The sequence below is a fragment of the Aeromonas sp. R9-2 genome (assembly GCF_040908025.1).
Lineage (GTDB): Bacteria > Pseudomonadota > Gammaproteobacteria > Enterobacterales > Aeromonadaceae > Aeromonas > Aeromonas veronii.
Window position 1 is genome coordinate 97,572 of sequence record NZ_JBFOCX010000024.1, and the last position, 25,464, is coordinate 123,035.

The 25,464-nt window shown below is 57.9% G+C and carries 27 protein-coding genes, 1 tRNA gene and 1 riboswitch; of the genes, 19 read left to right on the plus strand and 9 right to left on the minus strand.

Translation table 11 applies throughout. The features are described from left to right. Positions 1 to 93 precede the first annotated feature (93 nt). Both AB5Y71_RS09570 and AB5Y71_RS09575 read left to right on the plus strand, forming a co-directional pair. The gene (locus AB5Y71_RS09570) at positions 94 to 969 is read left to right on the plus strand and encodes a LysR family transcriptional regulator (RefSeq protein ID WP_005337156.1); all 876 of its coding nucleotides are present in this window, start codon (positions 94 to 96) and stop codon (positions 967 to 969) included. A gap of 63 nt (positions 970 to 1,032) precedes the next feature. Beyond that, entirely contained in the window at positions 1,033 to 1,989 is a 957-nt protein-coding gene (locus AB5Y71_RS09575; RefSeq protein WP_368171463.1) for a LysR substrate-binding domain-containing protein, read from the plus strand. 70 nt (positions 1,990 to 2,059) lie between these two features. Here the strand turns inward: AB5Y71_RS09575 and ribA are convergent, their stop codons facing one another. Next, positions 2,060 to 2,653 carry a GTP cyclohydrolase II gene (ribA, locus tag AB5Y71_RS09580; RefSeq protein ID WP_005337152.1) on the minus strand — a complete coding sequence of 198 codons (594 nt, stop codon included), beginning with the start codon at positions 2,651 to 2,653 and terminating at the stop codon, positions 2,060 to 2,062. Positions 2,654 to 2,902: 249 nt separating this feature from the next. On the opposite strand from ribA, the gene cmk reads away from it, so the two are divergent. The 6 genes from cmk (at position 2,903) to pyrF (ending at position 8,076) form a co-directional block, all read left to right on the plus strand. Further along, a complete protein-coding gene (gene cmk / locus AB5Y71_RS09585; protein WP_019444698.1) occupies positions 2,903 to 3,595 on the plus strand; it encodes a (d)CMP kinase in 693 nt (230 codons plus the stop codon). Positions 3,596 to 3,689: 94 nt separating this feature from the next. Further along, complete coding sequence (rpsA, locus tag AB5Y71_RS09590; protein WP_005337148.1) at positions 3,690 to 5,360, plus strand: 30S ribosomal protein S1; 1,671 nt, start codon at positions 3,690 to 3,692, stop codon at positions 5,358 to 5,360. A gap of 92 nt (positions 5,361 to 5,452) precedes the next feature. Next, entirely contained in the window at positions 5,453 to 5,737 is a 285-nt protein-coding gene (gene ihfB, locus AB5Y71_RS09595) for an integration host factor subunit beta (RefSeq protein ID WP_005337145.1), read from the plus strand. Positions 5,738 to 5,895: 158 nt separating this feature from the next. Next, entirely contained in the window at positions 5,896 to 6,180 is a 285-nt protein-coding gene (locus AB5Y71_RS09600) for a LapA family protein (protein WP_005337143.1), read from the plus strand. 9 nt (positions 6,181 to 6,189) lie between these two features. Beyond that, entirely contained in the window at positions 6,190 to 7,356 is a 1,167-nt protein-coding gene (gene lapB / locus AB5Y71_RS09605) for a lipopolysaccharide assembly protein LapB (RefSeq protein WP_307896656.1), read from the plus strand. Positions 7,357 to 7,374: 18 nt separating this feature from the next. After that, positions 7,375 to 8,076 (plus strand): orotidine-5'-phosphate decarboxylase, encoded by a 702-nt coding sequence (pyrF, locus tag AB5Y71_RS09610; RefSeq protein ID WP_255910451.1) that lies wholly within the window; start codon positions 7,375 to 7,377, stop codon positions 8,074 to 8,076. Here the strand turns inward: pyrF and rrtA are convergent. Next, complete coding sequence (gene rrtA / locus AB5Y71_RS09615) at positions 8,051 to 8,644, minus strand: rhombosortase (protein ID WP_307896658.1); 594 nt, start codon at positions 8,642 to 8,644, stop codon at positions 8,051 to 8,053. The two genes, pyrF and rrtA, sit on opposite strands and share 26 nt — an antisense overlap. Here rrtA and AB5Y71_RS09620 point away from each other — a divergent pair. From AB5Y71_RS09620 to AB5Y71_RS09640, 5 genes are all read left to right on the plus strand, one after another. Next, on the plus strand, positions 8,643 to 9,266 hold the full coding sequence (locus AB5Y71_RS09620; protein WP_307896659.1) for a tRNA-uridine aminocarboxypropyltransferase: 624 nt from the start codon (positions 8,643 to 8,645) through the stop codon (positions 9,264 to 9,266). The two genes, rrtA and AB5Y71_RS09620, sit on opposite strands and share 2 nt — an antisense overlap. 20 nt (positions 9,267 to 9,286) lie before the next feature. Next, positions 9,287 to 9,994: a 7-cyano-7-deazaguanine synthase QueC gene (queC, locus tag AB5Y71_RS09625; RefSeq protein WP_042013218.1), complete on the plus strand. Its 708-nt coding sequence runs from the start codon at positions 9,287 to 9,289 to the stop codon at positions 9,992 to 9,994. A 61-nt stretch (positions 9,995 to 10,055) separates the two neighbouring features. Then, positions 10,056 to 10,727: a 7-carboxy-7-deazaguanine synthase QueE gene (queE, locus tag AB5Y71_RS09630; RefSeq protein WP_019444695.1), complete on the plus strand. Its 672-nt coding sequence runs from the start codon at positions 10,056 to 10,058 to the stop codon at positions 10,725 to 10,727. A 1-nt stretch (position 10,728) separates the two neighbouring features. Beyond that, positions 10,729 to 10,959, plus strand: a complete 231-nt coding sequence (locus AB5Y71_RS09635) for a DUF3820 family protein (protein WP_005337126.1) — start codon at positions 10,729 to 10,731, stop codon at positions 10,957 to 10,959. Continuing rightward, positions 10,956 to 11,531 carry a cob(I)yrinic acid a,c-diamide adenosyltransferase gene (locus AB5Y71_RS09640; RefSeq protein WP_368171464.1) on the plus strand — a complete coding sequence of 192 codons (576 nt, stop codon included), beginning with the start codon at positions 10,956 to 10,958 and terminating at the stop codon, positions 11,529 to 11,531. Before AB5Y71_RS09635 ends, AB5Y71_RS09640 begins: the two co-directional genes overlap by 4 nt. A gap of 69 nt (positions 11,532 to 11,600) precedes the next feature. Here AB5Y71_RS09640 and AB5Y71_RS09645 read toward each other — a convergent pair whose 3' ends face one another. Beyond that, positions 11,601 to 12,005: an H-NS family nucleoid-associated regulatory protein gene (locus AB5Y71_RS09645; RefSeq protein ID WP_338454985.1), complete on the minus strand. Its 405-nt coding sequence runs from the start codon at positions 12,003 to 12,005 to the stop codon at positions 11,601 to 11,603. Between the two features lie 302 nt (positions 12,006 to 12,307). After that, a riboswitch (Lysine riboswitch) is annotated at positions 12,308 to 12,479 on the plus strand. A gap of 88 nt (positions 12,480 to 12,567) precedes the next feature. On the opposite strand from AB5Y71_RS09645, the gene AB5Y71_RS09650 reads away from it, so the two are divergent. After that, on the plus strand, positions 12,568 to 14,148 hold the full coding sequence (locus tag AB5Y71_RS09650; RefSeq protein WP_005351177.1) for a Na+/H+ antiporter NhaC family protein: 1,581 nt from the start codon (positions 12,568 to 12,570) through the stop codon (positions 14,146 to 14,148). Positions 14,149 to 14,239: 91 nt separating this feature from the next. Next, positions 14,240 to 14,821 (plus strand): thymidine kinase, encoded by a 582-nt coding sequence (locus tag AB5Y71_RS09655; protein ID WP_368171465.1) that lies wholly within the window; start codon positions 14,240 to 14,242, stop codon positions 14,819 to 14,821. Positions 14,822 to 14,901: 80 nt separating this feature from the next. Here the strand turns inward: AB5Y71_RS09655 and AB5Y71_RS09660 are convergent, their stop codons facing one another. Next, positions 14,902 to 16,239 carry a flavohemoglobin expression-modulating QEGLA motif protein gene (locus tag AB5Y71_RS09660; RefSeq protein ID WP_307896662.1) on the minus strand — a complete coding sequence of 446 codons (1,338 nt, stop codon included), beginning with the start codon at positions 16,237 to 16,239 and terminating at the stop codon, positions 14,902 to 14,904. Between the two features lie 157 nt (positions 16,240 to 16,396). Here AB5Y71_RS09660 and AB5Y71_RS09665 point away from each other — a divergent pair, with 157 nt between their 5' ends. The 4 genes from AB5Y71_RS09665 (at position 16,397) to htpG (ending at position 19,951) form a co-directional block, all read left to right on the plus strand. Then, positions 16,397 to 16,852 (plus strand): YbjN domain-containing protein, encoded by a 456-nt coding sequence (locus AB5Y71_RS09665; protein ID WP_005337119.1) that lies wholly within the window; start codon positions 16,397 to 16,399, stop codon positions 16,850 to 16,852. A gap of 134 nt (positions 16,853 to 16,986) precedes the next feature. Then, positions 16,987 to 17,074: transfer RNA gene (locus tag AB5Y71_RS09670), tRNA-Ser, on the plus strand. A gap of 184 nt (positions 17,075 to 17,258) precedes the next feature. Beyond that, positions 17,259 to 17,861 carry a recombination mediator RecR gene (gene recR, locus AB5Y71_RS09675; RefSeq protein WP_139494219.1) on the plus strand — a complete coding sequence of 201 codons (603 nt, stop codon included), beginning with the start codon at positions 17,259 to 17,261 and terminating at the stop codon, positions 17,859 to 17,861. Between the two features lie 176 nt (positions 17,862 to 18,037). Beyond that, entirely contained in the window at positions 18,038 to 19,951 is a 1,914-nt protein-coding gene (gene htpG / locus AB5Y71_RS09680; RefSeq protein ID WP_368171466.1) for a molecular chaperone HtpG, read from the plus strand. A 105-nt stretch (positions 19,952 to 20,056) separates the two neighbouring features. On the opposite strand, the gene AB5Y71_RS09685 is transcribed toward htpG, so the two are convergent. From AB5Y71_RS09685 to sapA, 5 genes are read right to left on the minus strand one after another with little or no spacing between them, the layout of a single operon-like run. Further along, positions 20,057 to 20,842: an ABC transporter ATP-binding protein gene (locus tag AB5Y71_RS09685; RefSeq protein ID WP_005333681.1), complete on the minus strand. Its 786-nt coding sequence runs from the start codon at positions 20,840 to 20,842 to the stop codon at positions 20,057 to 20,059. Positions 20,843 to 20,876: 34 nt separating this feature from the next. Further along, on the minus strand, positions 20,877 to 21,875 hold the full coding sequence (locus AB5Y71_RS09690; protein ID WP_005333679.1) for an oligopeptide/dipeptide ABC transporter ATP-binding protein: 999 nt from the start codon (positions 21,873 to 21,875) through the stop codon (positions 20,877 to 20,879). Beyond that, positions 21,875 to 22,768: an ABC transporter permease subunit gene (locus AB5Y71_RS09695; protein ID WP_005333677.1), complete on the minus strand. Its 894-nt coding sequence runs from the start codon at positions 22,766 to 22,768 to the stop codon at positions 21,875 to 21,877. The genes AB5Y71_RS09690 and AB5Y71_RS09695 overlap by 1 nt, the downstream gene beginning before the upstream one ends. A 35-nt stretch (positions 22,769 to 22,803) precedes the next feature. Beyond that, a complete protein-coding gene (locus AB5Y71_RS09700; RefSeq protein WP_368171467.1) occupies positions 22,804 to 23,763 on the minus strand; it encodes an ABC transporter permease in 960 nt (319 codons plus the stop codon). Positions 23,764 to 23,765: 2 nt separating this feature from the next. Further along, on the minus strand, positions 23,766 to 25,361 hold the full coding sequence (gene sapA, locus AB5Y71_RS09705) for an ABC transporter substrate-binding protein SapA (protein WP_041202111.1): 1,596 nt from the start codon (positions 25,359 to 25,361) through the stop codon (positions 23,766 to 23,768). Positions 25,362 to 25,464 lie beyond the last annotated feature (103 nt).

Sequence of the window (25,464 nt, forward strand, 5' to 3'; positions counted from 1 at the left end):
CGTATTGTCCTGACTACTTTTGGTCAGGGTAGAGTCCTTTCTGTTATAAATATAATATATTTAAGTTATCCGTCTCATAAGATGAATTGATACATGGATCTGAAACAGCTCACCTATCTGCTGGCGGTCAGGGATGCCGGCTCATTTACCAAGGCAGCCAACAGTCTGCATGTGGCACAACCGGCCATCAGCATGGCCATCGCCAAGCTGGAGCAGCAGCTCGAATTGCGGCTGTTTGATCGGCAGGACCGGGCGGTACGGCTCACCCCAGAGGGAGAGGTGCTCTGTCGCCATGCCGAGCGTCTGTTGCTGCAGATGCATCAGGCCGAGGCCGAGATGGCCGAGCTCAAGGGGCTGGAGCGGGGGGAAGTGCGGATCGGGATCCCCTATATGATGGGCTCCTACTATTTCCCCCCTCGTCTGATGGCCTTCAAGCATCGCTATCCCGGCCTCAAGATCCGGGTCGAAGAGGCCGGCACCCGTGAGCTGCTCAGCCGGATGGTGGATGGCTCCCTCGATCTGGCCATTCTCATCACCAGTGATCTCCCCCCCGCCATCGAGGGGGCACATCTGCTGAGTGAAGAGATGTTGATGGTGGTGGGGGACGATCACCCCCTGCGCGGTGAACCAGCCGTCACCCTCTCGCAGTTCTTTGCTCAGGAGCTGGCGCTGTTTCGCCGCGGCTTTTATCACCGGGAGCATATGGAGGCGCTGGCCCAGAGCCTTGGCGTTGAACCCGATATCGCCTTCGAGAGCAATCTTATCCCTCTGCTCAAGGCGGTGGTGCGGCAAGGTTTTGCGGTGACAACCTTCTTGCGGATGGTGCTGGAAGAGGAGCCGGATCTGAGTGGCGTGCCCTTCGACCCGCCCATCTACCTCGACCTCTGTGTGGCGTGGCGGCGTGGCGATCCGCTCTCCATGGCCAACCGTGCCTTGCGTGATTTCCTACTCAAGGAGCGCCCGGCCTGATGGCGGCGGGTCATTGCTGAAAGTTTGTTACTATTAACGGTGGGTTCGCTTGAGGGCTACACCATGAAACTGCAGCAATTGCGCTATATCGTCGAGGTGGCGAACCACAGGCTGAATCTGTCGGCCACCGCCGAGAGCCTCTTTACCTCCCAGCCCGGGATCAGCAAACAGGTGCGGATGCTGGAGGATGAGCTGGGGATCCAGATCTTCGAGCGCAGCGGTAAACACCTGACCCAGATCACTCCCATCGGTCGGGATGTGATCAAAGTGGCCGCCGAGGTGCTGGACAAGGTCGCCACCATCAAGGTAATGGCCAGGCAGCATGTGCATCCGGAGCAGGGAACCCTCACCATTGCCGCTACTCATCTGCAAGCCCGTTATATTCTGCCCGCCATCCTCAAGGGCTTCATGGCCCGCTTTCCCAAAGTTGCCGTAACTGTGATGCAGGGGAGTGCGGCGCAGTGCCGCGCAGCCGTGCATGATGGCGCTGCCGATCTGCTGCTGGTGGATGAACCGGAGGAGGGGAGCGATCTGCTCATGCTCCCCTGTTTTCAGTGGCAACGGGGCTTGGTGTTGCCAAAGGATCATCCGTTGGCCAAAGCGACATCGCTGACCCCGGCCGAGCTGGTGGAGTTTGCAATGGTGACTGACGGAAGGGCTCTCTCCACTACTCAGGTCACTGATTGCGCTCATGCCGAGAGCCGGATCGCCTGTTGTGCGAGCGACAGCGATGTGCTCAAGACCTATGTCAGACAAGGGATGGGTATAGGGGTGATGGCAACCTTTGCCTGGGAGCCCCAGCGCGATGGGGATCTGGTGCTCAAAACGGCGCCCTGGCTACCAGGCGGTGTAGCTGCTATCGGGTTGCGCAGAGGGGCATTTTTATGCGGCTATCTCTACAATCTGATTGAACGTCTCGCGCCGCAATTGACCCGCGAGCGGGTCGAACAATACTGTGCTGCCCGCACTGGCGAAGAGCTTGAAGCTCTGCTGGCCAATCTGACCGTACCACAGCGATAGCTAGGGTCGTCCCAAGAAAAACGCCTCCGTTCGGGAGGCGTTTGACTATCTGACATTCGTCAATGCAGGCTCACTTCTTCAGCATATGATCCAGCTTGTTGGCCTTGGTCGACAGATAGAACTCGTTGTGGGGATTGCGCCCTTCCTGCAACGGTACCCGTTCGGCCACCGGAATACCGAAGGATTCCATCGCTTTCATCTTGCGCGGGTTGTTGGTCATCAGTTTGAGAGACTTGACCTCAAGCTGCTTGAGCATATCGGCGCAGATGGTGTAGTCGCGCATATCGGCGGCGAAACCAAGGGCCACGTTGGCTTCCACGGTATCGGCCCCCTGATCCTGCAGGTGATAGGCGCGGATCTTGTTGAGCAAGCCGATGCCACGGCCCTCTTGACGCACATACAGCAACACGCCACGACCGGCTTTGGCGATATTTTCCATGGCCGCTTGCAACTGGAAACCGCAGTCACAACGCAGGCTGAACAGGGCGTCGCCGGTCAGGCACTCTGAGTGGATCCGGCCCAGCACGGGCTCTTCACCGGTAATGTCGCCCATCACCAGTGCGGCGTGATCTTTGCCTGTGCCGGTTTCCTGAAAACCTACCAGCGTGAAGGTGCCCCAGGGGGTTGGCAATTTGGATTTGGCCACGAGGGTAACGCTGCTCATAGGTTGCTCCTTACTACTAACGGCTCAAAAAAGGGGGGCCAGTTTAGCGCGCCTTGTCAGGAACGACCATAAGAACAAGTCCCTGCATTGCTTAATGAAATCTCCAAATGAGATACAAGCACAGCTGTCCGGCGGGGTTTTGGCCCTTTGTGCGGATTGATGACTGCCAGGCTCACCACATTCGGGTATAATCGGCGCCCATTAACCCACCCCTTCGGGATGGGAGCAACACAGTGCAGGAGAGAAGTTATGCCTCAGATGGCCCCCGTAATGACAATTGATGGCCCCAGTGGTGCAGGTAAAGGCACCTTGTGTCAGCTGCTTGCTGAGAAGCTGGGTTGGCACTTGCTGGACTCGGGCGCCATCTATCGGGTGTTGTCCCTGGCCGCCCTGCATCACGATGTAGAGCTGGACAGTGAAGCCTCACTGGTGCCACTGGCTGCCAATCTGGATGTGCAATTTCAGGTTGAGGGCGATCTGGTCAAGGTGATCCTGGAAGGGGAAGATGTCTCCCGCACCATCCGCACCGAAGAAGTGGGTAATGCTGCCAGTAAAATCGCCGCCTTCCCCCGGGTGCGCGAAGCCTTGCTGCGCCGTCAGCGGGCATTTCGTCAGGCCCCGGGTCTGATTGCCGATGGTCGTGACATGGGCACAGTTGTTTTCCCCGAGGCCGAGGTGAAGATTTTCCTCGACGCAAGTGCCGAAGAACGGGCCCAGCGTCGCTATAAGCAGTTGCAAGATAAGGGCTTTGATGTTAACTTTGAGCGTCTTTTAACCGAGATTCGGGAACGTGACGATCGCGACAGAAATCGCGCTACTGCACCCCTGAAACCGGCAGAAGATGCTCTGGTGGTAGACTCTACCGCCATGACCATAGATGAAGTGCTGGCAACAGTACTCGCCTATGCAGAGCAACAACTTGGTGATGCCAGCGCAAGCTGACATCCGGTCGTCTGCACCAAGGATGGCGCAGATTATTTAAAACAGCCCCGCTTGTGCCGGATTGCAAGTGGATGTTTCATTTGTGACATAAACAATGATCGAATCTTTTGCTCAACTCTTTGAAGAGTCCCTGAACGCCGTTGAAACCCGTCAAGGTTCCATCGTCAAGGGTACTGTCGTTGCTATCGAGAACGGTTTCGTACTGGTTGACGCCGGTCTGAAATCCGAGTCCGCTATCCCGGCTGAAGAATTCAAGAACGCCATGGGCGAGCTGGAAATCAACGTCGGCGACACCGTTGACGTGGCTCTGGACTCTATCGAAGATGGTTTCGGCGAAACCAAGCTGTCCCGCGAAAAAGCCAAGCGCCACGAAGCCTGGCTGCAGCTTGAGAAGGCTTACGAAGAGCAAGCTACCGTTATCGGTATCATCAACGGCAAGGTCAAGGGTGGTTTCACCGTTGAACTGAACGGCATCCGTGCCTTCCTGCCGGGTTCTCTGGTTGACGTGCGTCCGATCCGTGACACCGCTCACCTGGAAAACAAAGAACTCGAGTTCAAAGTCATCAAGCTGGACCAGAAGCGCAACAACGTTGTTGTTTCCCGTCGTGCCGTGATCGAGACCGAGAACACCTCCGAGCGCGAAAGCCTGCTGGCTAACCTGCAAGAAGGTCAAGAAGTTAAGGGTATCGTCAAGAACCTGACCGACTACGGTGCATTCGTAGATCTGGGCGGTGTTGACGGCCTGCTGCACATCACCGACATGGCGTGGAAGCGCGTTAAGCATCCTTCCGAAATCGTCAACGTTGGCGACGAGATCGCTGTCAAGGTTCTGAAGTTCGACCGCGAGCGTACCCGTGTATCCCTGGGTCTGAAGCAGCTGGGCGAAGATCCCTGGGTTGCTATCGCCAAGCGTTACCCGGAGACCACCCGTCTGTCTGGCCGCGTGACCAACCTGACCGACTACGGCTGCTTCGTTGAAATCGAAGAAGGCGTTGAAGGCCTGGTACACGTATCCGAGATGGATTGGACCAACAAGAACATCCACCCGTCCAAAGTTGTTAACGTTGGTGACGTGGTTGATGTGATGGTTCTGGACATCGACGAAGAGCGTCGTCGTATCTCCCTGGGTCTGAAGCAGTGCAAATCCAACCCGTGGCAGCTGTTTGCCGAAACTCACGCCAAAGGCGACCGTGTTTCCGGCAAGATCAAGTCCATCACTGACTTCGGTATCTTCATCGGTCTGGATGGCGGCATCGACGGTCTGGTTCACCTGTCTGACATCTCCTGGAACAACCAGGGCGAAGAAGCCGTGCGTGAATTCAAGAAAGGCGACGAGATCGAAGCCGTTGTTCTGCAAGTGGATCCGGAGCGTGAGCGCATCTCCCTGGGTGTCAAGCAGATCGAAGAAGACCCGTTCAACAAGTACCTGGCTGACAACAAGAAAGGTGCTATCGTGAAAGGTAAGGTTACCGAGGTTGATGCCAAAGGTGCCGTTATCGAACTGGCTGATGGCGTAGAAGGCTACCTGCGTGCCTCCGACGCTGCTCGTGACCGTGTAGAAGACGCCACTCTGGTGCTGTCTGTTGGTGACGAAGTTGAAGCTAAATTCATGGGCGTTGATCGTAAGAACCGCACCGTAAGCCTGTCTGTCCGTGCTAAGGACGAGGCTGATGAGCGTGTTGCTATCGATAACCTGAACCAGCAAGAAGAAGTTGTGTTCAGCAATGCTATGATGGAAGCGTTCAAAGCCGCCAAGGGTGAGTAATCCTTGATGCAAGAAAAGGGCGGCATTGCGCCGCCCTTTTTTATCCTGGCAAAATGAATATTGCATGTGATCGGGGAAGGAGATTTAACGTTATGACCAAATCAGATCTCATCGAACAACTGGCAGCCAGCCGCATGCATATGCCGGCCAAGGATGTCGAAGCCGCCATCAAGGAGATCCTTGAGCAGATGGCGTCGACCTTGCAAAACGGCGACCGGATTGAAATCCGCGGATTTGGCAGTTTTTCACTGCACTATCGTGCGCCCCGTGTGGGCCGCAACCCCAAGACTGGGGACAAGGTTGAACTGACCGGGAAATATGTCCCGCACTTCAAACCTGGTAAAGAGTTGCGCGAGCGCGTCAACATCGTTGAATAATGCAGAAATGGGCATACCTCGGGTATGCCTTTTTTGTTTTTAGCGCCGATTCCTGTGCCAATCGTCTTGTTTCTTAAACTCTTTTCCCATTCACTCTAGAGTCTGCCTGCGATTTTAAGGATAATCAGCCTCTCATTAGATACTGACAGGGAGCTCTTATGAAGCGTATTTTGGCCCTCATTCCGCTGGTGCTGGTGTTTGTTCTGACCCTGGCGCTGGGCTCACAAAATGGCCAGCTGGTTCAGTTCAATTACCTGATCGCTCAGGGTGAGTTTTCACTTGCCATGCTGTTGGGCTTCTTCTTTGCTGGCGGCTTTTTGCTGGGCTGGCTGGTATTCGGCCTGCTGTTCCTGCGCCTGAAAATGCAAAACCGCACCCTCAACCGCACCATGCGTCGTCAATCCCGCGAGTTGGAGCTGGCCCGGTCACCGGGTAAGGAATAATGTTCCTCAATGCTTGAACTGCTTTTCCTGCTGTTGCCCATCGCCGCCGGTTATGGTTGGTACATGGGTCGCAGGAGTGTTCGCCAGGACACCCAAAAACAGAGTAACCAGTTTTCCCGCCAGTATGTGGCGGGCCTCAACTATTTGCTGTCCGATGAATCCGACAAGGCGGTGGATCTCTTTATCCAGCTGCTTGAGGTGGACAGTGAAACCATCGAAACACACCTCTCCCTCGGCAACCTGTTTCGCCAGCGTGGGGAGGTCGATCGTGCCATCAAGATCCACCAGAACCTGGTAACCCGCCAACTGACCCGAGAGCAGCGCCAGCTTGCTCTGCAGGAGCTGGCTCGCGACTTTCTTGCTGCAGGTCTGCTCGACCGGGCGGAAGCGCTCTGGAATGAGCTGTGTGACGACAGCGATTTTGAAGAGACGGCGCTGGCACAGCTGTTGATTATCCATCAGCAGTTGCGGGATTGGGACAAGGCCATCGATGTGGCAGTTCGTCTGCAAAAATTCCAGGGCAAGAAGCTTGCCGACCCCATCTCCCATTTCTATTGCGAACAGGCCGAAATCGCGCTGCGTGAGGGCAATAAAGGGGAGGGGCTGGTCAAGCTCAAACGGGCGCTCAATATCAATCCGGCATGTGCCCGGGCCAGTTTGCGCCTCGCTGAGCTCGCCATGGCTGAGGGGGAGTATGAGCAGGCCAGCAAGGAGCTGCTGCGGGTGTTCGAGCAGGATATCGACTTTGCCTCCGAGGCAATGCCCAAATTGCTCGAGTGCTATCAGCAGTTGGGCCGCACGCCTGCGTTGATCCCGCTGCTTGAGAAGGCAGTGGAAGATCACGCCGGTGTCAGCGTGACCCTGGCCCTTGCCAAGCTGGTTGAAGAGCGTGATGGCCTGAGCCAGGCCCGTTCCCTCGTGTTGCGTCAGCTGCGTCGTCATCCGTCGATGAAAGGTTTTTACCAGCTGGTGGGTTTTCAGCTGGCCAGTGCGGAAGAGGGGCCTGCCAAGGAGAGCCTCGAACTGCTGCAACAGCTGGTCGGCGAGCAGATCAAAATCAAGTCAACCCACAAGTGTCGGCAGTGCGGCTTTGCCACTCACTCGTTGTTCTGGCAGTGCCCGTCTTGTCGCCAGTGGGGTTCCATCAAGCCGATCCGCGGTCTGGACGGTGAATAACAAGCAATAGGATGTGAGATGCAAGATCCCAAAGTACTGGTAGCGCTGGATTATCAGCACGAGGCAGATGCCTTAGCGTTCGTTGAACGTATCTCTCCGGCCCAGTGCCGTCTCAAGGTAGGCAAGGAGATGTTTACCCTGTTTGGCCCGCAGTTTGTACGCCAGCTGGTGGCCAAGGGATTCGATGTCTTTCTGGATCTGAAGTTTCACGATATTCCCAATACCGTTGCCAAAGCCGTGGCAGCCAGTGCCGAGCTCGGTGTCTGGATGGTCAACGTGCATGCCAGTGGTGGTGAGCGGATGATGCGTGCCGCCAAAGAGGCGCTTCTGCCTTATGGTGACAAGGCCCCCCTGCTTATCGGCGTGACCGTGCTGACCAGCATGGAGCAGTCCGACATGATCCCTCTTGGTCTGGATGTAAGCCCCGCCGAGCAGGTGATCCGGCTGGCTACCTTGACCAAAACATCCGGTCTGGATGGGGTGGTCTGTTCCGCCAACGAGGCCCATGAGCTTAAAGCCTTGCTGGGTGATGAGTTCAAGCTGGTGACCCCGGGTATTCGCCCGACCGGTTCAGCGGCCGGGGATCAGCGCCGGGTGATGACACCGAAAGCGGCGGTCGAGGCGGGGTCCGATTATCTGGTTATCGGTCGCCCCATTACGCAGGCTGCCGATCCGGCCGCCATGCTGGCCAGCATCAATGCCGAGCTGGTTGGTGCGTAACAGGCTCACTCAGTGATACACGGTGCAGGCCGAGCAACAGGCCTGCACCGGCCCCGATAAGATGAGAGCCGATGTGTACCCTGGCATTGATCAGGGTGGATATCGGGCTCTCTCCTGCATTGTAGAAGTCCATCGCCAGCTTGAGCCCCATCCCTGCCAACAGTAGCCAGCCCGATGTGCGGCGTCCGTGGCGAATATCCTGCATTGCCCCCCAGACAAACAGGCCATGCAGCGAGCCAGATAGCCCCATGTACCACTGGGTCTGCGGGCACCACCACCAGATCCCCAAGCCCACTGCCAACCAGAGCAGCAACATCAGCAGCGGCAGGCGAGCCCCACCCAAATAGTCGCGAAACAGGCTATAGAGGATGGCGAGGCCGCCCAGATTGAGCAGCAGGTGCCACTGATTGGTATGAGCCAGATTGCCTGTTATGATCCGCCACCCTTCGCCCCCGGCGATCAAGGGCCGATCGAAGGAGAGCTGAAGATTGGGAACGGTAAAGAAGAGTAGCAAGCTGGTGAGAGAGAGCGTGATAACCCAGAGCAATCCAGATTTGTCTGACAACATGAAACAGTCCAACGACAAGAACAGTCGATACTGTACACGTTGCACCCGAGCCCTCAAAGCCTGCCTGTGCGATTATATTGTGCCGGTTGACAATCACACGCCCCTCTACATCTTGCAGCACCCCAACGAGGTGGCACATCCCAAGGGGACTGCGGCGCTGCTGGCGGCCTCTTTGCAACAGTGCGAGATCCATGTGGGGGAGGACTTTTCCCGCGATGAGTGGCTCAATGGGTTACTCGCAGAGCCTTCCCGCCGCTGCTATCTACTCTGGCCGGATGAGGATGCCATTTCGCTGACCGATCTTCGCCAACAGCGGGAGAGTGAACCCTCTGGCAAAATGTCCATCGCCTTTATCTTGCTCGACGGCACCTGGCGCAAAGCCTATCGCATGTTGCAGAGCAACCCGGCACTGGCCCGCTTGCCCCGCATCGGCATTGGTGCCATTGCCGGTCAATATGCCATTCGCAAGAAACCCTTTCCCGATGCCCTCTCTACCATAGAGGCGGGCTATCACCTCTTGTCCCGGTGGGAGGGGAGGCCGGAGCACTATGCGCCCTTGCTGACCCTGTTTAACCGGTTGAATACCCAGTGGCAGGACTTTGCCGAAGGCCGCCGCGCGTGACAATTCAAGGAGTTATCAAGATGAAAAAAGCAGTCGTGGTTTTCAGTGGCGGTCAGGACAGCACCACCTGTCTGGTACAGGCATTGGCTCAGTATGATGAAGTGCACGCCATCACCTTCGACTATGGCCAGCGCCATCGGGAAGAGATCGACACCGCGCGTCGTCTGGGCAGTGCTCTAGGGATCGCCGCCCACAAGGTGATGGATGTGACGCTGCTCAATGAGCTGGCGGTCTCTGCCCTGACCCGTGACGACATCCCGGTCAGCTGCGAGCTGCAGGATAATGGCCTGCCCAACACCTTCGTGCCGGGTCGCAATATCCTGTTCCTGACCCTGGCTTCCATCTATGCCTATCAGGTGGGCGCCGAAGCGGTGATCACCGGTGTCTGCGAGACCGACTTCTCCGGCTATCCCGATTGCCGTGACGAGTTCGTCAAGGCCCTCAATCAGGCGGTGTCGCTGGGGTTGGATCGCGGCATCCGTTTTGAAACTCCCTTGATGTGGCTCGACAAGGCCGAGACCTGGGCTCTGGCGGATCACTATGGTCACCTCGACACGGTGCGCCAGCAGACCCTGACCTGCTACAACGGCATTGCCGGTGACGGTTGCGGCACGTGTCCTGCGTGTGAACTGCGCAGTCGCGGCCTGAACAACTATCTGGCCGACAAGGCGGGCATCATGGCCAGACTGTTTGAGAAAACCGGGCTGGGTGAGAAAAGCGCAGAGTGAGCCTGCGTCTTGCCGTGGCTTGGGGTATAATCCGCGACTTTTGCAACAAGCCGTGATCGAGATGCACTACCCAATCAACGAGATTTTCCAGACCATCCAGGGGGAGGGCATCTTTACCGGCCTGCCCGCCATCTTTGTTCGCCTGCAGGGTTGCCCGGTGGGCTGCCCCTGGTGCGATACCCGTCATACCTGGGTTGTTGATCCGGCTCGTGAAGTGGGCAAGGCTGCGGTGCTGGATCGCTCCAACGAATCCGATTGTTGGAGCCAACTTAGCACCGCGCAGATTATCAAGAGCTTTACCGACCTGGGTTATCAGGCGCGCCATGTGGTGATCACCGGTGGCGAGCCCTGCCTCTACGATCTGCACGAACTCTCGTCAGCCCTGCTGGCGGCGGGTTATCAGGTGCAGATTGAAACCAGTGGCACCAGCGAGATCAAGACCCATGAGCAGACCTGGGTGACCGTCTCCCCCAAAATTGGCATGAAAGGGGGGCTGCCTGTGCTGGTCTCGGCGCTGGAGCGGGCCAACGAGATCAAGCATCCGGTGGCCACCGAGCACCATATTGAAGAGCTGGATACGCTGCTCGCTACTGCTACCCTGCGCCCTGATGTGGTCATTGCCTTGCAGCCGATCAGCCAGAAGCCAAGGGCCACCCAATTGGCGATGGATACCTGTATCGCGCGTAACTGGCGACTCTCAATCCAGACTCATAAATATCTGGATATCGATTAATATGGATTGGCTATCCGACGAACAGGTACTGCTGACCCTGACCAACAAGATGCCTTACGGTAAATATCAGGGGCGGCGTATCATCGATATTCCAGAGCCCTATCTGGTGTGGATGGCGCGCAGCGGTTTTCCGGCGGGTAAATTGGGCCAGACGCTGGCGTTGGCTTACGAAATCAAACTCAATGGACTTGAGTCCATGATTATTCCCATTATTAACAGGATGTCGGTATGAGAATATATACGAGGCAGGGCGATAAGGGCATGACCCGGCTGGCCGATGGTATCCAGTTGCCAAAGGATCATTTGCGGGTCGAGACCTACGGTTATATCGATGAGCTCAACTCCCATATTGGCTTGCTGATTTGTGACGTGCCGTCGCAAGAGATCGGTTTATTGGCTGATTTACAGCTGTTGCAACAGGAGTTGTTTGATCTGGGGGGGGAGTTGGCATTCTCCAGTGACGCCCAGAATGAATCGATTTGGCAGGTTAATGCCGCTTGGACCACTCGCCTTGAACAGCAGATAGATCGTTATAGTGAGCCATTGCCACCGCTGCGCCAATTTATATTGCCCGGTGGTTCCCGTGCCGCGGCGCAAGCACATGTGGTGCGTACTCTGGTGCGTCATTGCGAGCGCTTGCTGCTGACATTGAGCCGGGAAGAGCGGGTCAATCCCGAGGTGCTGCCCTATCTGAACCGGATGAGTGACTGGTTCTTTACCGTTGCCCGCTATCTCATCTGCGTAGCAGGGGATCGTGAAGTGCTGTGGGTCAAGGCAGCAGAACGCCCGCAATCGGCTATCTGATATGTCACATTTAAGCGGCAATAAAAAACCTCGCCTTGGCGAGGTTTTTTATTAGCAACGAGATTGAGATCAGATAGCAAAGTCTTCCAGTGATTTGCCTGCTGCCACTGCGCTGGCAATAGCCGAAGGCATACGGCCCTGGCCGGTCCAGGTTTTCTCTACGCCATTATCCTGATAGCGATATTTGGCAGGACGTGGCGCCCGCTTGGCTTTTTCTGATTTGCCGGGGGGGGTAGCGACAGCGCTTACCAATTCTGCCGGGTCAATACCGGCGGCTTTCAGCATTTCGCTATATTCGTTAATTTTCCGCAGATGCTCTTCACGGGCCTGACGCTCGGCAGCTTCATCCTGCTGACGTTCAGCAACGATAGTAGAGAGTTTTTCCAGTGCCTCTTCCAGTTGTTCCAGAGAAAGCTCGCGGCAGGTCGCACGCAGACTGCGGATATTAAGCAGTACCTTTAAAAATTCATTCATAGGAGTTACCACGTCGAGTCAGAGAAAAATATTATGTTCCAGCTGATTCTTGCTTGGTGATTTAAATAAGTCAAGCCGGGTTAAATATTATATCCGTGGGGAACATCAATACAGATATTTAATATGGCCAGCAATAGGCTTGGTGATTGGATGCCAATGAAACCGCAGTAGGTGAAAATAGCGTCAAAGCTGGCGTTGTTGCATCATTTGACTACCATTTTCCGACCTTGATCTGTTTATTATGATTATTTAATCAAAAAACTTGCTATAAGTTGCCATCTCGATAAAATGTGCGGCGAATACCTTTAAGTAGAGGCGCGCTGCCTATGAGTATTTGTGCGGAGGGTGATGCCTGTGATGCACAAGGAAAGGAGTCAGCGCCGAAGTGGCCAGGCCATCATACCGGGCTGCTGGTTCTGCATCTAATAGGTGCAGGACTGCCATAGTCATCCACTATGGAGCGCTACCTGAAGGGGCTGAGGAGTATAACCTCCCCATAGGTTTTGTTTCTTTAGATCCTCTCGGTAGATCTCCACCTGTAATCTTTAGGTGCAAAGAGATCATGGACATTAGTCATTTCGCCGACTCCGGTTGGTCCGTTCTTCCCCCCCTGTTGGCTGTCGCGCTGGCGATCATGACCCGCCGCGTGCTGCTGTCCCTTGGTGTGGGCATCGTCACCGGCAGTTTGCTGCTCAATCAGTTTTCACCCCTCGAATCCCTGCATTACATGTTGAATACCGTGCTCAAGATCTTCTGGGTCGATGGCGCGCTCAATCGTGACAACGTCAACATGATCCTGTTTATGCTGCTGCTGGGTGGCCTCATCAGCCTGATGAGCGTCTCCGGGGCGACCCGTGCCTTTGCCGAGTGGGCCGAGCGTCGTGCCAAGACTCGCAAGGGCGCCAAAGCCCTGACTGGCATGATGGTGTTTGCCTTCTTTATCGATGACTTCTTCCACAGCCTGTCGGTGGGGGCCATCTGCCGTCCGGTGACCGACCGCTTCCAGATCTCCCGTGCCAAATTGGCCTATCTGCTGGACTCCACCGCGGCGCCGGTCTGCGTGCTGATGCCCATCTCCTCTTGGGGCGCCTATATCATCGCTCTGGTTGGCGGCATCATGGCGGCACACGGTCTGACTGAACAGAGCCCCATCGCGGCATTTGTCGAGATGATCCCGATGAACCTCTACGCCGTCTTCACCCTGATCATGGTGCTGGTGGTGATCGCCTGTCAGCTGGATATCGGCCCGATGCGTCAACACGAAGCGTGGGCGCTGGAAGGCAAGCTGTGGGATGAGTCCAAGGGCCGCCCCATCGGTCTGGATATGGAGAGCCCCGAAGAGAGCAACGGCGGCATGATCGATATGGTATTGCCGATCCTGACCCTGACCGCTGCCACCATCTATTTCATGATCGATTCCGGTGCTGCGGTGCTGAGCGAGAAAGGGCTGCCGTTCAGCGTGCTCGGTTCGTTCGAAAATACCAACGTCGGCTCTTCGCTGGTCTACGGTGCCCTGTGCAGTCTGGTGGTCTCCATCGGTCTGGCGATGCGCCTGAAGCTGGGAGCCAAGAACTGGATCAAGGCCGCGCCGCAAGGTGTCATGGCCATGCTGCCGGCCATCAACATCCTGCTGTTCGCCTGGACCATCGGTGCTGTGGTGCGTGATGTGGAGACCGGCAAGTACCTGGCTTCGCTGGCTAACGGCAACCTGCCGATCGAAGTGCTGCCTGCCGTGGTCTTTATCCTCTCCTGTGCCATGGCGTTTGCCACAGGTACCAGCTGGGGTACCTTCGGCATCATGCTGCCGCTGGCCGGTGACATGGCCGCCGCCAGCGACATCAGCCTGATGCTGCCGATGCTGGCTGCGGTACTGGCTGGCTCGGTGTTCGGGGATCACAGCTCACCCATCTCCAGCACCAGCATCCTCTCTGCCACCGGTGCCGGTTGCCATCACATCGATCACGTGATGACCCAGCTGCCCTATGCACTGGCCATCGCCTTCGGCGCGGCCATCGGTTACCTGGCGATGGGCTTGATGCACTCCAGCCTGGCCGGTTTCAGTGTCAGTGCCCTCTGGTTCGTGCTCTTTACCGGCTATCACCTGAAAAAGGCCAAAGCGCGGCCAGTGTTGGCCACCGCGTAACATTTATAGAGCAAGGGGCCCGCGGGCCCCTTGGTTTTGTCAGGGGCTTTGGTTAGCATGCGCCCCATAAATTCAGTTTCGGAACAGTATCATGGCTTCACTGCACTACAAATTTGCCACCATGAATTCAGGCAAATCCACCCAGCTCATTCAGGCGCACTTCAACTATCTGGAGCGGGGCATGCATCCTCTGGCGATGACGCCAGCCATCGATGACCGTTTCGGGGTCGGGGTGATCAGTGCCCGGGTTGGCCTTGAACTGAAGGTGGACGTGTTCAGCGACAGCTGCGATCTGTTTGAAATGGTGAAAGCGCGCCATGCGAAGAAACATATCGATGTTTTCATCGTGGACGAGGCCCAGTTCCTGACCCGTGAGCAGGTCTACCAGCTGGCCCGGATCGTCGATGAGCAGGATATTCCGGTGATGGCCTATGGCCTCAAGACCGATTTTCGCGGCGAGCTGTTCCCCGGTTCCTACCATCTGCTCTGTCTGGCCGACAAGTTTGAAGAGCTGAAGAGTATCTGCTGGTGTGGCAACAAGGCTCACATGAACTCCCGGGTCAACGAAGCGGGGCAGGTGATGCGTGATGGCGAACAGGTGGAGATCGGCGGCAACGATCGCTATGTGTCGCTCTGTCGCAAACACTATCTCGAAGGTCAGGCCTACAAGTAATTCGGCTGCGATATTTGAATCGTCGAGAAGGGCGCCAATCTGGCGCCCTTTTTATATTCCCCAACTTGTATCGCTGTGGTTCAGTCGATCTCGATATCCACCGGCGCAATGATGGGGTCGGCCACCGGCAGGCGTTGAAACAGCTGGCGAAAATGGTGCTGTACCCGGCCTATATCGACCAGTGACATGCCGGAGGCAAAGCCGAACCAGACATAGAGGCCGGTGAGATCGCGAAACATCGGCGGCAAATAGCGGGGAGCGGCGATCAGCCCCTCCAGATAGTGCTGATAGAGCACCGGAATGTCATCCAGCGTCACCTTGCCGACAAACAGCATCGGCAGGATCTCGGGCACCCCTTCCAGCACGGCGCTGCGGATAAAGTTGACCGTCTCCACATAGCCACGCACGTAGGAGAGATCCTTGGTAAAGCAGGCGCCGCCGCCCACCATGCCGCCACGAAAGACCCGCTGGGTGATCTTGTAGGCGTCGTGCTCGCTGGTGCCCTGCTGTACGAAGTGCTGAAACACCTCGATAAAATCGGCGCCGCGCTCGGCCATGTCGATGGCCATCACCCGATCGGAAATGCGCTTGGCCCGATCCGGAAAGGAGCTGAAGGTGAGGGTCTCTATCAGAACGGCCAGCCCCTCCTGACAGGCGGTGATCCGCGGTGAACCGGCGCTCAGCCAGGTGGCATAAGGCTGCTGGCGACCGTTGAGGGTGGTGCCGACATGGACCCACCCCTCGTGTACCTCCAGTACCTGCAAGTCCAGCTCGGAGAAACGGGCGTGGGAGTTGAGCTTGATGTAGTCGCCACCAGCCGCGGCATCGGAGACGATGCCATCGCTCAGCTTCACCTGCACAGTGCCGTCACTGAAGTAGCTCGACAGCTTGCCCTGCAGTTTGGCGACCGCGGCTTCTCCTTCGAACTCCTTGGGGTAGGGGCGCACCAGATGGCGGGCGCCGGGCAGGGAGAAGATATCGCACAGGCGGGCGCCCAGCTCCTTGAGAGTCTTGCGATCCCCGCGCAGGTGATCGCTGGCAGAGCCATAAAGCAGCTGGCTGTAACGCTGAAAATCGGGTTGGCCCCGCTGGCGCAGCATCTCGATCACCACCATGTACTGATCGACCGTCTCTTGCAGGATCCGGCCAAGATCGTCCTGTGGCCCCAGTTTTCTGCGGATCCGGTCCCGCAGCTCCTTGAGCTCCAGATACTTGTTGCGCGGATCGAAGCCGAGGGGGAGGGCATCATAGAAGTGCCTGTCGATAGCGGGCAGCTCCCTGCCACCGCTTACCAGAAAGCGATCCTGCAGATGGCGTGGCCATTTGATGGCATCCAGAATGCGGATGGGTTTTTGCAGGGTGAGCAGCTCATCCGAGAGTAATTTCAGATGAAGGCGATACTTTTCTTGGATAGTCATGGGCCCCCTGTGGGGCAAGCGTCATCGTGGATTTGGCTGAGTATATGCATAGCGCTTGCCAAAAAGAAGCGAGCCGCAGGGTTATCGGGTTGGCGTGCTTTTTGTTGATAGCAAATTGGTTTAGACTGCGCCCCTTGATCCCAATCTTGTCGTGGAAATGATGAATATCCCCAGCTCCGAAATGATAATGCGTTGGTTGCAACAGGCTCGTATCGAGCACTATGTCTGCGACCAGTGTCACGGTATCCACATTGTCTCTTTGCAGTCGGTCGATGGTATTCAGGAGAGCCGGATCTTCGTGGAAGAGGAAGGCCTGCTGTTCTCCTCCGAGCTGGAAGTGCGCCCCTCCGCAATGCTGCCGCTGGTTGCCGAACTGGGCCGACTCAATATGCAGTACCCCTCCCTCAAGGTGTTCCTCGATATCATCGATGACAACCTGCCGCGGCTGGTGGTCGGCCACACCGTCTTTACCAAGGCCGGACTCAGCGTCGAGCAGTTCCTGCTGTTCGTGCAAAGCACCATCGCTGCCACCCACGAACTGGTTGCCGAATGCGAACGTTCCGGCTTCCTCAACCTGCCGGAAATCCAGGTTGCACCGGAATCTGTGCATTAAGTGTTCGAACGGTTCGCCAGGTGAAAAAAGCCGTTGACGCGGGCGGGGCTTTCCCCTAAATTACGCCCCGTTCCAGCGCAACAGCGTAGCGAACACCGTGTTGGCTGAACACGTTAAACCACAGACCAAAATTTGGTGAGGTGTCCGAGTGGCTGAAGGAGCACGCCTGGAAAGTGTGTATACGGCAACGTATCGAGGGTTCGAATCCCTCCCTCACCGCCACATTGCAAAGCCCTGATGGAAACATCAGGGCTTTTTGCTATCCGCGTTTTTGCGAGCGCTGTAGGCAAGCCGATGGCGATGGACGGCGGGCTCGGGTATAGTCCTGCGCCAATGGCGTTATCCTGTTTTGCTGACCCGTCGTGGCCCTGGTGGTGGCGAGGGGCAGGCCCGTGTAAGGAGTGTTATGAAGTTCAGTCCCCTGCTCGATGAGATGATGAAAGCCCTGCAGGTATTGCCGGGGGTGGGGCCCAAGTCTGCCCAGCGGATGGCTTTTACCCTGCTCGAGCGTGAGCGCAGCGGCGGCTTGCGGTTGGCCCAACTGCTCTCTCGCGCCCTGACCGAGATTGGCCACTGCAGCCACTGCCGCACCTTTACCGAGAACGATCGCTGCGATATTTGCGCCAATCCCAAGCGGGAAGAGAACGGTCTGCTCTGCGTGGTGGAGAGTCCGGCGGACGTGGCCGCCATCGAGCAGACCGGCCAGTTTTCCGGTCGCTACTTTGTGCTGATGGGCCATCTGTCGCCGCTGGACGGTATCGGCCCGGAGGAGCTGGGACTCGATATTCTGGAGCGCCGCTTGAAAGATGAGGCGATCAGCGAACTGATCCTCGCCACCAACCCCACCATTGAAGGAGATGCCACCGCCTGGTATATCGCCGATATGGCCCGTCATGCAGGGGTGGAGGTGAGCCGCATCGCCCACGGGGTGCCGGTAGGGGGCGAGCTGGAGCTGGTGGATGGCACCACGCTCTCCCACTCCCTGATGGGGCGCCAGCGCTTGAAATAGCAAGGCGAAAGCCAGTTTCCCCGCATTAATAGCGGTCGCGCTGGGTAAGAAATAGCCGTTTGAGCGGATTTAAAGGGGCGAGTGAGCGGGATTGCACACTCGCCCCTTGATATTTGATTGGCCGTCCCCATCTAGGTTGGGCATATGTTCAACCCGATGTTTCTGAGGATTGGTCCATGACCCAAAGTGTTCATGCCGAAACCCACGGCTTTCAGACTGAAGTCAAACAACTGCTGAGCCTGATGGCTCACAGCCTCTACTCCAACAAAGAAGTATTCCTGCGCGAGCTGATCTCCAACGCATCCGATGCGGCGGACAAGCTGCGCTTCAAGGCGCTTTCCGATGCCTCTTTGTTCGAAAACGACGGCCAGTTGCGTGTGCGTCTGGTGGTGGACAAAGAGAAGCGTACCCTGACCATCTCCGATAACGGGATCGGTATGACCCGTGATCAGGTGATTGAGCACCTGGGTACCATCGCCAAGTCCGGCACCGCAGAATTCTTCAAAAACCTCTCCGGCGATCAGGGTAAGGATTCCCAGCTGATCGGCCAGTTCGGGGTCGGTTTCTACTCCGCCTTTATCGTAGCCGACAAGGTGACCGTGGTCTCCCGCGCCGCCGGTACTGCTCCGGAGCAGGGCGTACAGTGGGAATCGGAAGGGGAAGGCTCCTTCACCGTCGCGGATGTGACCAAAGCCGGTCGCGGTACCGATGTCATCCTGCACCTGCGTGCCGAAGAGGATGAGTTCCTCGACGACTGGCGTCTGCGCTCCGTGGTGGGCAAATATTCCGATCACATCAGTGTGCCGGTCGAGATGTTCAAAGAGGGCACCCCGGATCGCGAAGAGTATGGTGAGACCATCGTCGGCACCCCGGGCGAGTGGGAGCAGGTCAACCGCGCCACGGCACTGTGGACCCGCAACCCGAAAGATATCAAGGACGAGGAGTATCAGGAGTTCTACAAGCACGTCGCCCACGACTTTGAAGATCCGCTGCTGTGGGGTCACAACCGGGTGGAAGGGGCGCAAGAGTACACCAGCCTGCTCTACGTACCGGCCCGCGCTCCGTTCGACCTCTACAACCGCGAGCAGAAGCACGGTCTGAAGCTCTACGTGCAGCGCGTCTTCATCATGGATGACGCCGAGCAGTTTATGCCGACCTACCTGCGTTTCGTCAAAGGGGTGCTGGACTCCAACGATCTGCCGCTCAACGTCAGCCGTGAAATCCTGCAGGACAACAAGGTGACCGCCTCCCTGCGCAAGGCTTGCTCCAAGCGCGTGCTGACCATGCTCTCCAAGCTGGCGAAAGACGATGCCGAGAAGTACGCCAAATTCTGGAAAGAGTTCGGTAACGTGCTCAAAGAGGGCCCGGCCGAGGATTACGCCAACCGCGAAGAGATCGCCAAGCTCCTGCGCTTTGCCAGCACCGCGGGCGAGGGCGAAGCCCAGACCGTCTCTCTTGAGGATTACGTTGGCCGCATGAAGGAAGGTCAGCAGAAGATTTACTACATCACTGCTGACTCCTATGCCGCTGCCAAAAACAGCCCGCACCTTGAGATCTTCCGCAAGAAGGGGGTCGAAGTGCTGCTGATGTGGGAGCGCGTGGACGAGTGGCTGATGAGCCACCTGACCGAGTTCGACGGCAAGCAGCTTATTTCCGTCACCCGTGGCGAACTGGATCTCGGCGATCTGGAAGACGAAGCCTCCAAGCAGGCGCAGATCGATGCCGAGAAGGCCAACGCCGGTCTGGTGGAGCGGGTCAAGAAGAGCCTGGGCGATGCGGTGAAAGAGGTGCGTGTCACTCACCGTCTGACCGACTCCCCCTCCTGCATCGTCACCGACGCCTACGGTATGAGCACCCAGATGATCAAGCTGATGCGTGCGGCCGGCCAGCCGGTACCGGAGCAGAAGTACATTCTGGAGCTCAACCCCGACCATGCGCTGGTGAAGAAACTCGACACCATTGAAGACGAGGCACTGTTCGGTGAGTGGGTCACCCTGCTGCACGAACAGGCCCAGCTGGCCGAGCAGGGCGGGCTGAACGATCCGGCGAGCTTCGTCTCCCGCATCAACCGTCTACTGCTGCAAGCCTAAGCAGCAACGCCGGTAACAGAAAGCCCACTGCATGCAGTGGGCTTTTTTGATCCCGCCGTGTGAGCTCGGCGAAACACAGCGGTGAGGGAGGTGGCCAGCGCCTCTCTATTTGCGGTATTCGTTGTTGTAGTTCTGGATGAGACGCCGGGTAACCTCATGCTGGGGATCGGCAAACACCTTGAGAGTCTTGCCGCGCTCCACCACCCGACCTTCGTGCATTACCAGCACCTCGTCGCTGATATGGCTGACGATACCCAGATCGTTGGCTACCAACACATAGCTCAGCCCCATGGTCTCCTGCATCTCCAGCAGCAGGTTGATGATCTGGGAGCGCACCGAGATATCCAGGGTGGAAAGCGCCTCATCGGCCACCACGATCTTGGGGTTGAGGATCAGTGCCCGCGCCAGCGCCACCCGCTGCTGCTGACCGGAGGAGAGCATCTGCGGATAGAACAGGGCGTGATCCGGCAGCATCCCCACCATACGCAGGGTTTGCACCACCTTCTCACGGCGCTCCTCCTCGGTCATCTCGGTGTTGAGACGCAGCGGGGTTTCCAGGATCTGGCCGACCCGGATCTTGCGGTTCAGCGAGGTGTTGGGATCCTGAAAAATCATCCGCAGCAGTTTGCAGCGTGTCTGGTAATCGCCATGCACCATCAGCTGGCCGTCGATGGCGATGTCGCCGCTGGTGGGTTCGATCATGCCAGCCAGAATGCGGGCGAGGGTACTCTTGCCGGAGCCTGCCTCGCCGACGATGGCGAGGGTCTGACCCACTTCGAGATCGAACGAGAGGGGCTTGATCGCCTCCACCGCCTGACGACGGAATAGACCGGTGCGGTTCTGGTAGGTTTTGCTAAGGCCTCTGACCTGCAACAGGGATGGCTCGATCACAAGCGGGGCTCCTTAATGGGGGCATTAACGGTCATCATTTTTTCGGTTCCTCCATGTTCAGCGGGAAGTGACAGCTGAACTGATGGCCCTTGATCTTGTTCATCAACGGAGTTTGCACGCACTGCTTCTGGGCATAGGGGCAGCGCGGCCCCAGACGGCAGCCGATGGGCAGGTGTTGCAGTGGCGGGATGACGCCGGGCAGGGTCTCTAGGCGCGACTTGTGGCGCACCAGCTTGTCAAAGTCGGGGATCGATTTGAGCAGGGCATCGGTATAGGGGTGATGCGGGGTCTCGAGGATCTGCTCCCGGGTGCCTACCTCCACCATCTGGCCGCAGTACATCACGTTGATGGTATCGGTCAGGTTGGCGATGGCGGCGATATCGTTACTGATGATCAGGATGGTGGTATTGCCCAGCTTGTTCATCTTGTCCAGCAGTCGCAGGATCTGGGAGTGGGTGGTGGACTCCATGGCGCTGGTGGGCTCGTCGGCTACCAGCAGACGCGGCTGGTTGGCAATGGCCATGGCGATCATCACCTTCTGGCACATGCCATCCGACAGCTCGTGGGGATAGGCGCGCATCACCTTGCGGTGATCCTTGACGCCGACCCGGTGCAGCAGGGCGATGGCCTTTTTCTTGCGCCACTGGAAGCGCTGCCAGAATTGTCCCTCGAACGAATCGGTCGGGATCGCCTCTTCCAGCTGGGTGCCGATCTCCTCGGAGGGGTCGAGACAGCTGATGGGGTCCTGGAAGATCATGGCGATCTCGCGACCCATGATGCGACGGCGTTCCTTGGGGGCCATGGTCAGCAGATCCATGTCGTTGAAGCGCATCCGGTCGGCACGTACCGTCCAGTTGTCCTTCTCGATGCCGACGATCACTTTGGCGATCAGACTCTTGCCGGAGCCGGATTCACCCACCAGACCGCGGATCTCCCCCTCGGTCAGGGTCAGGCTCACCTTGTCCACCGCCTTGACCTTGCCTTGCGGGGTGTCGATCTCGATGGTGAGATTGCGTATGTCGAGCAGCGGCATCAGTCGTTCCCCTCTTTGAGTGCTTCACGAATGCCTTCACCCACTAAATTGGTGACCAGCACGCTGAACAGGATGGCGATGCCGGGCAGGGTGACGGTCCAGGGGGCGAGATAGATGAGGTCGCTCGAATCGGCCAGCATGGTGCCCCACTCAGGTTGGGGAGACTGGGCGCCGAGACCGAGAAACCCGACCGCCGAGATATCGAGAATGGCCGCCGACAAGGTGCGTGTGGTCTGGGCCACCAGGGTCTCGACAATGTTGGGCAAAATAGCCAGACGCATGATCCGGAAGGGGGGCGAGCCATCGAGGCGGCTGGCGGTGATGTACTCCTTCTGCATCTCGGCATGCACTGCGTTGTAGGTGGCCCGGATAAAGGGCGGGATCAAGGCGAGCGTAATGGCAATCAGGGTATTGCCAAAACCCGGCCCCATGATGGCGACCATGATGATGGCCATCAGCAGGGAGGGGATGGAGAGCAGGGTATCGAGTAAGTGGTGCAGCACGCTCGATTTAAGCCCCTTGCTCATGCCGCCGAGGATACCGATGGCGGAACCCACCACCATGGCGATCACCACAACGACCAGCGCATAACCGAAAGTGAGGCGCGCCCCTACCACCAGCCGGGAGAGCATGTCGCGCCCCAGATCGTCGGTGCCGAGGAAGTAGTCGATGTTGCCGGTCGCCGCCCACGAGGGGGCCAGCAGCAGCTTGTCGGTGTGCTGTTCATCGATGCCGTAGGGGACGACCAGCGGCCCCACCAGCGTGATGAGCAGCAACAGCAAAAAGCACCATAGCCCTGCCATCGCCAGCGGATTGCGGCTGTAGGAGGCCCACGTCTGCTCAAGGGGCGAGAGGATCTTGAGCTCGGGATAGATGTTCGATTTATCTTGCATAGGATACCTGGCTCCTGGTCACGCCATGAGCGCGTTCAATCTTGTTTGGCATACAACTCTTTGCGCCGTACCGGATAGATAAGGGTGGTCAGCAACTCGGTGCTGACGCTGGTCAGGATCACGAAACTGGCGACCACCAGGGTCGCGCCGCGAATGGCGGCGTAATCCTGCAGGGCGATGCTGCTGATGAGCCAGCGGCCGATCCCGTGCCACTCGAACACCACCTCGGTGATCATGGCGGAGGTGAGCACGCTACCCAGTTGCAGACCCAGCAGCGGCAGTACCGGCGGCAGGGCGTTCTTCAGACCATGGCGCCAGACGATCTGCGCCTTGGAGAGTCCTCGGCTCGCCGCCGCCTTGATGTAGTTCTGCTTCATCACGTCGATGAGGGAACTGCGCACATGGCGGATCACCTCGGTAGTGGGCACTACCGCCAGCACGAGTGACGGAAGGATCAGGTGGCGCAGGGCATCGTGCAGCGCCGCTTGCCGCAAGGGTTCGTTGCTGAGCAGCACATCGAGCACCGCGATGCCCGTGATGGGGGGCACGTCGTAGAGCAGGCTGATCTGGCCCGACGCCGGCAGCCAGCCGAGATCCAGCGAAAAGAGCATTACCACCAGCAGCGCCAGCCAGAATACCGGCACCGCATAGCCGATAAGACCGGCTGTCATGATGGAGAGATCCAGCGTCTTTCCTTGGGACAGGGCCGCTAGGGTGCCGAGGGGAATGCCCACCAGCAGCGAGATGGCGAACGCCGCCAGACAGAGGATCAGGGTCGCCGGGAAGTAGTGGCGGATCTCGTCCAGCACCGGTAGCCCGGAGACGCTGGAGAGCCCCAGGTCACCTGCGAAAATGCGGCGCAGGAAATCGGGGTAGCCGCTCCAGAAGCTGAGCTGATGGCCGATCAGCCGATAGTCCAGCAGATAGGCGACAAAGGTCAGCGCCAGCAGGGTGATGAGCAGCAGGTTGATGCGGCGCAAGGTGTATAGAAGCATGCTTACTCCCTGTGAGCCTGGTTGAAGGAGGTGCCGCCAAAGGGCATCAGCGTCAGCCCCTCGATGTCGCTGCGGCTTACCTGGGTACGCAAGGCGTGCGCCAGCGGGATTAGCGGCAGCTGTTCGTTAAGCAGGGTCTGGGCATAGTAGTAGTTACGCAGCCGGAACGAGAGCTGGGGCGTGGTGACAGCATCATCCAGCAACTGATCGAAGGCCGGGCTACACCAGCGGCTGTAGTTGTTGCCCCGCTCCACTGCCGAGCAGCTCAGCAGCTGGCGGAAGAAGTTGTCCGGATCGGCGTTATCGGCAATCCAGCCGGAGAGCAGACTGTCGTACTGCCCCTTGGTGAGGCGCCCTTCGATCACCGGCCACTCCCGTTGCACGATCTTGAGCTTGATCCCGACCTTGGCCAGATCGCTGCGGATCAGCTGGGCGGTCTTGACCGCATCCGGGTTGTAGGGGCGGGCGTCCGGTTGCACCAGCACCTGCATCTCGAACCCTTTCTCCAGTCCCGCCTCCTTGAGCAGCTGGCGCGCCCGTTTCAGGTCGGGTTTGCGCTCGGGCAGGCTGGGGTTGTAACCCCATGAGAGGGTCGGCAACAGGCTGTTGGCGGGCAGGCCGGTATCGAAATAGACCGCCTGCAACAGGTTGTCGATATTGATGGCGCTGGCAATGGCCTGACGCACCTTGACGTTGTTGAACGGCGGCTTGCGGGTATTGAGGGCCAAAAAGGCGACGTTCATCCCCGACTGGACCGAGAGACTGAGCGCCGGATTTTGCTTGATCACCGAGAGCTGACTGGCGGAAGGGGTGCTCATAACGTCGCACTCACCGGTCAGCAGCTTGGCCAGCCGTTTGGCGGATTTGGGGGTAATGTCGTAGACCAGCTGTTCAATCTTGGCATCCCCGCCCCAGTAGCCGGGATGGCGCAGATAGCGAATGAACTCGTTGTGGCGATACTCCTTGAAGCTGAACGGTCCGGTGCCGATAGGGCGGCTATCCAGCAGGGCCGGGGTGCCTGCCTGCAACATCTGCTCGGCGTATTCGGCGGAGAGGATCACCGCATAGTCGCTGGCCAGGGTGGCGAGGAAGGAGGCGTTCGGCTGGTTCAGCTCGAATACTACCGTCTGCGGCCCTTTCTTGCTCACCCGTTTGATCAGCAGATCTTGCCCCAGGCTGTAGAAGTAGGGGTAATCGCCGCCGGAGACATTGTGATAGGGGTGCTGCTCGTCAAGCTGGCGGGCATAGGTAAAGACCACATCATCGGCATTGAAAGTGCGGGTGGGCTTGAACCAGGGGGTATGGTGAAACGTCACCCCCTTGCGCAGGGTCAGGGTATAGGTGAGGCCATCCTCGCTGACATGCCAGTTGGTGGCGAGCGCCGGCTCCAGCGCCAGGGTGTTGGGGTTCACCTCCAGCAGGCGGTCGTAGAGCGGACGGGCACTGGCATCCAGTGTCACCCCGGAGTTGGAAACATGGGGATTGAAGGAGAGGGGGGATCCCTCAGCACAATAGATGAGTCCGGTTTTGGAGGCCTCGGGTTGCTTCTGGCAGCCGGTGACCAGCACCAGCAGACCCAGCAGCAAGGGTGTGAGCATTCTCATTGTTGAACCATGTTCTTATAGGGGTTTTGTACGCACGTTTTGATACAAATGTGCCAGCGCGAAGGCTGGCGTGTTGCTGGAGTCGGCATCAACCGCG

Coding starts and splice junctions, on each gene's coding strand:
- AB5Y71_RS09570 (WP_005337156.1), top strand. CDS start 94: ATGGATCTGAAACAGCTCACCTATCTGCTGGCGGTCAGGGATGCCGGC.
- AB5Y71_RS09575 (WP_368171463.1), top strand. CDS start 1,033: ATGAAACTGCAGCAATTGCGCTATATCGTCGAGGTGGCGAACCACAGG.
- ribA (WP_005337152.1), bottom strand. CDS start 2,653: ATGAGCAGCGTTACCCTCGTGGCCAAATCCAAATTGCCAACCCCCTGG.
- cmk (WP_019444698.1), top strand. CDS start 2,903: ATGCCTCAGATGGCCCCCGTAATGACAATTGATGGCCCCAGTGGTGCA.
- rpsA (WP_005337148.1), top strand. CDS start 3,690: ATGATCGAATCTTTTGCTCAACTCTTTGAAGAGTCCCTGAACGCCGTT.
- ihfB (WP_005337145.1), top strand. CDS start 5,453: ATGACCAAATCAGATCTCATCGAACAACTGGCAGCCAGCCGCATGCAT.
- AB5Y71_RS09600 (WP_005337143.1), top strand. CDS start 5,896: ATGAAGCGTATTTTGGCCCTCATTCCGCTGGTGCTGGTGTTTGTTCTG.
- lapB (WP_307896656.1), top strand. CDS start 6,190: ATGCTTGAACTGCTTTTCCTGCTGTTGCCCATCGCCGCCGGTTATGGT.
- pyrF (WP_255910451.1), top strand. CDS start 7,375: ATGCAAGATCCCAAAGTACTGGTAGCGCTGGATTATCAGCACGAGGCA.
- AB5Y71_RS09620 (WP_307896659.1), top strand. CDS start 8,643: ATGAAACAGTCCAACGACAAGAACAGTCGATACTGTACACGTTGCACC.
- rrtA (WP_307896658.1), bottom strand. CDS start 8,644: ATGTTGTCAGACAAATCTGGATTGCTCTGGGTTATCACGCTCTCTCTC.
- queC (WP_042013218.1), top strand. CDS start 9,287: ATGAAAAAAGCAGTCGTGGTTTTCAGTGGCGGTCAGGACAGCACCACC.
- queE (WP_019444695.1), top strand. CDS start 10,056: ATGCACTACCCAATCAACGAGATTTTCCAGACCATCCAGGGGGAGGGC.
- AB5Y71_RS09635 (WP_005337126.1), top strand. CDS start 10,729: ATGGATTGGCTATCCGACGAACAGGTACTGCTGACCCTGACCAACAAG.
- AB5Y71_RS09640 (WP_368171464.1), top strand. CDS start 10,956: ATGAGAATATATACGAGGCAGGGCGATAAGGGCATGACCCGGCTGGCC.
- AB5Y71_RS09645 (WP_338454985.1), bottom strand. CDS start 12,005: ATGAATGAATTTTTAAAGGTACTGCTTAATATCCGCAGTCTGCGTGCG.
- AB5Y71_RS09650 (WP_005351177.1), top strand. CDS start 12,568: ATGGACATTAGTCATTTCGCCGACTCCGGTTGGTCCGTTCTTCCCCCC.
- AB5Y71_RS09655 (WP_368171465.1), top strand. CDS start 14,240: ATGGCTTCACTGCACTACAAATTTGCCACCATGAATTCAGGCAAATCC.
- AB5Y71_RS09660 (WP_307896662.1), bottom strand. CDS start 16,239: ATGACTATCCAAGAAAAGTATCGCCTTCATCTGAAATTACTCTCGGAT.
- AB5Y71_RS09665 (WP_005337119.1), top strand. CDS start 16,397: ATGATGAATATCCCCAGCTCCGAAATGATAATGCGTTGGTTGCAACAG.
- recR (WP_139494219.1), top strand. CDS start 17,259: ATGAAGTTCAGTCCCCTGCTCGATGAGATGATGAAAGCCCTGCAGGTA.
- htpG (WP_368171466.1), top strand. CDS start 18,038: ATGACCCAAAGTGTTCATGCCGAAACCCACGGCTTTCAGACTGAAGTC.
- AB5Y71_RS09690 (WP_005333679.1), bottom strand. CDS start 21,875: ATGCCGCTGCTCGACATACGCAATCTCACCATCGAGATCGACACCCCG.
- AB5Y71_RS09695 (WP_005333677.1), bottom strand. CDS start 22,768: ATGCAAGATAAATCGAACATCTATCCCGAGCTCAAGATCCTCTCGCCC.
- AB5Y71_RS09700 (WP_368171467.1), bottom strand. CDS start 23,763: ATGCTTCTATACACCTTGCGCCGCATCAACCTGCTGCTCATCACCCTG.
- sapA (WP_041202111.1), bottom strand. CDS start 25,361: ATGCTCACACCCTTGCTGCTGGGTCTGCTGGTGCTGGTCACCGGCTGC.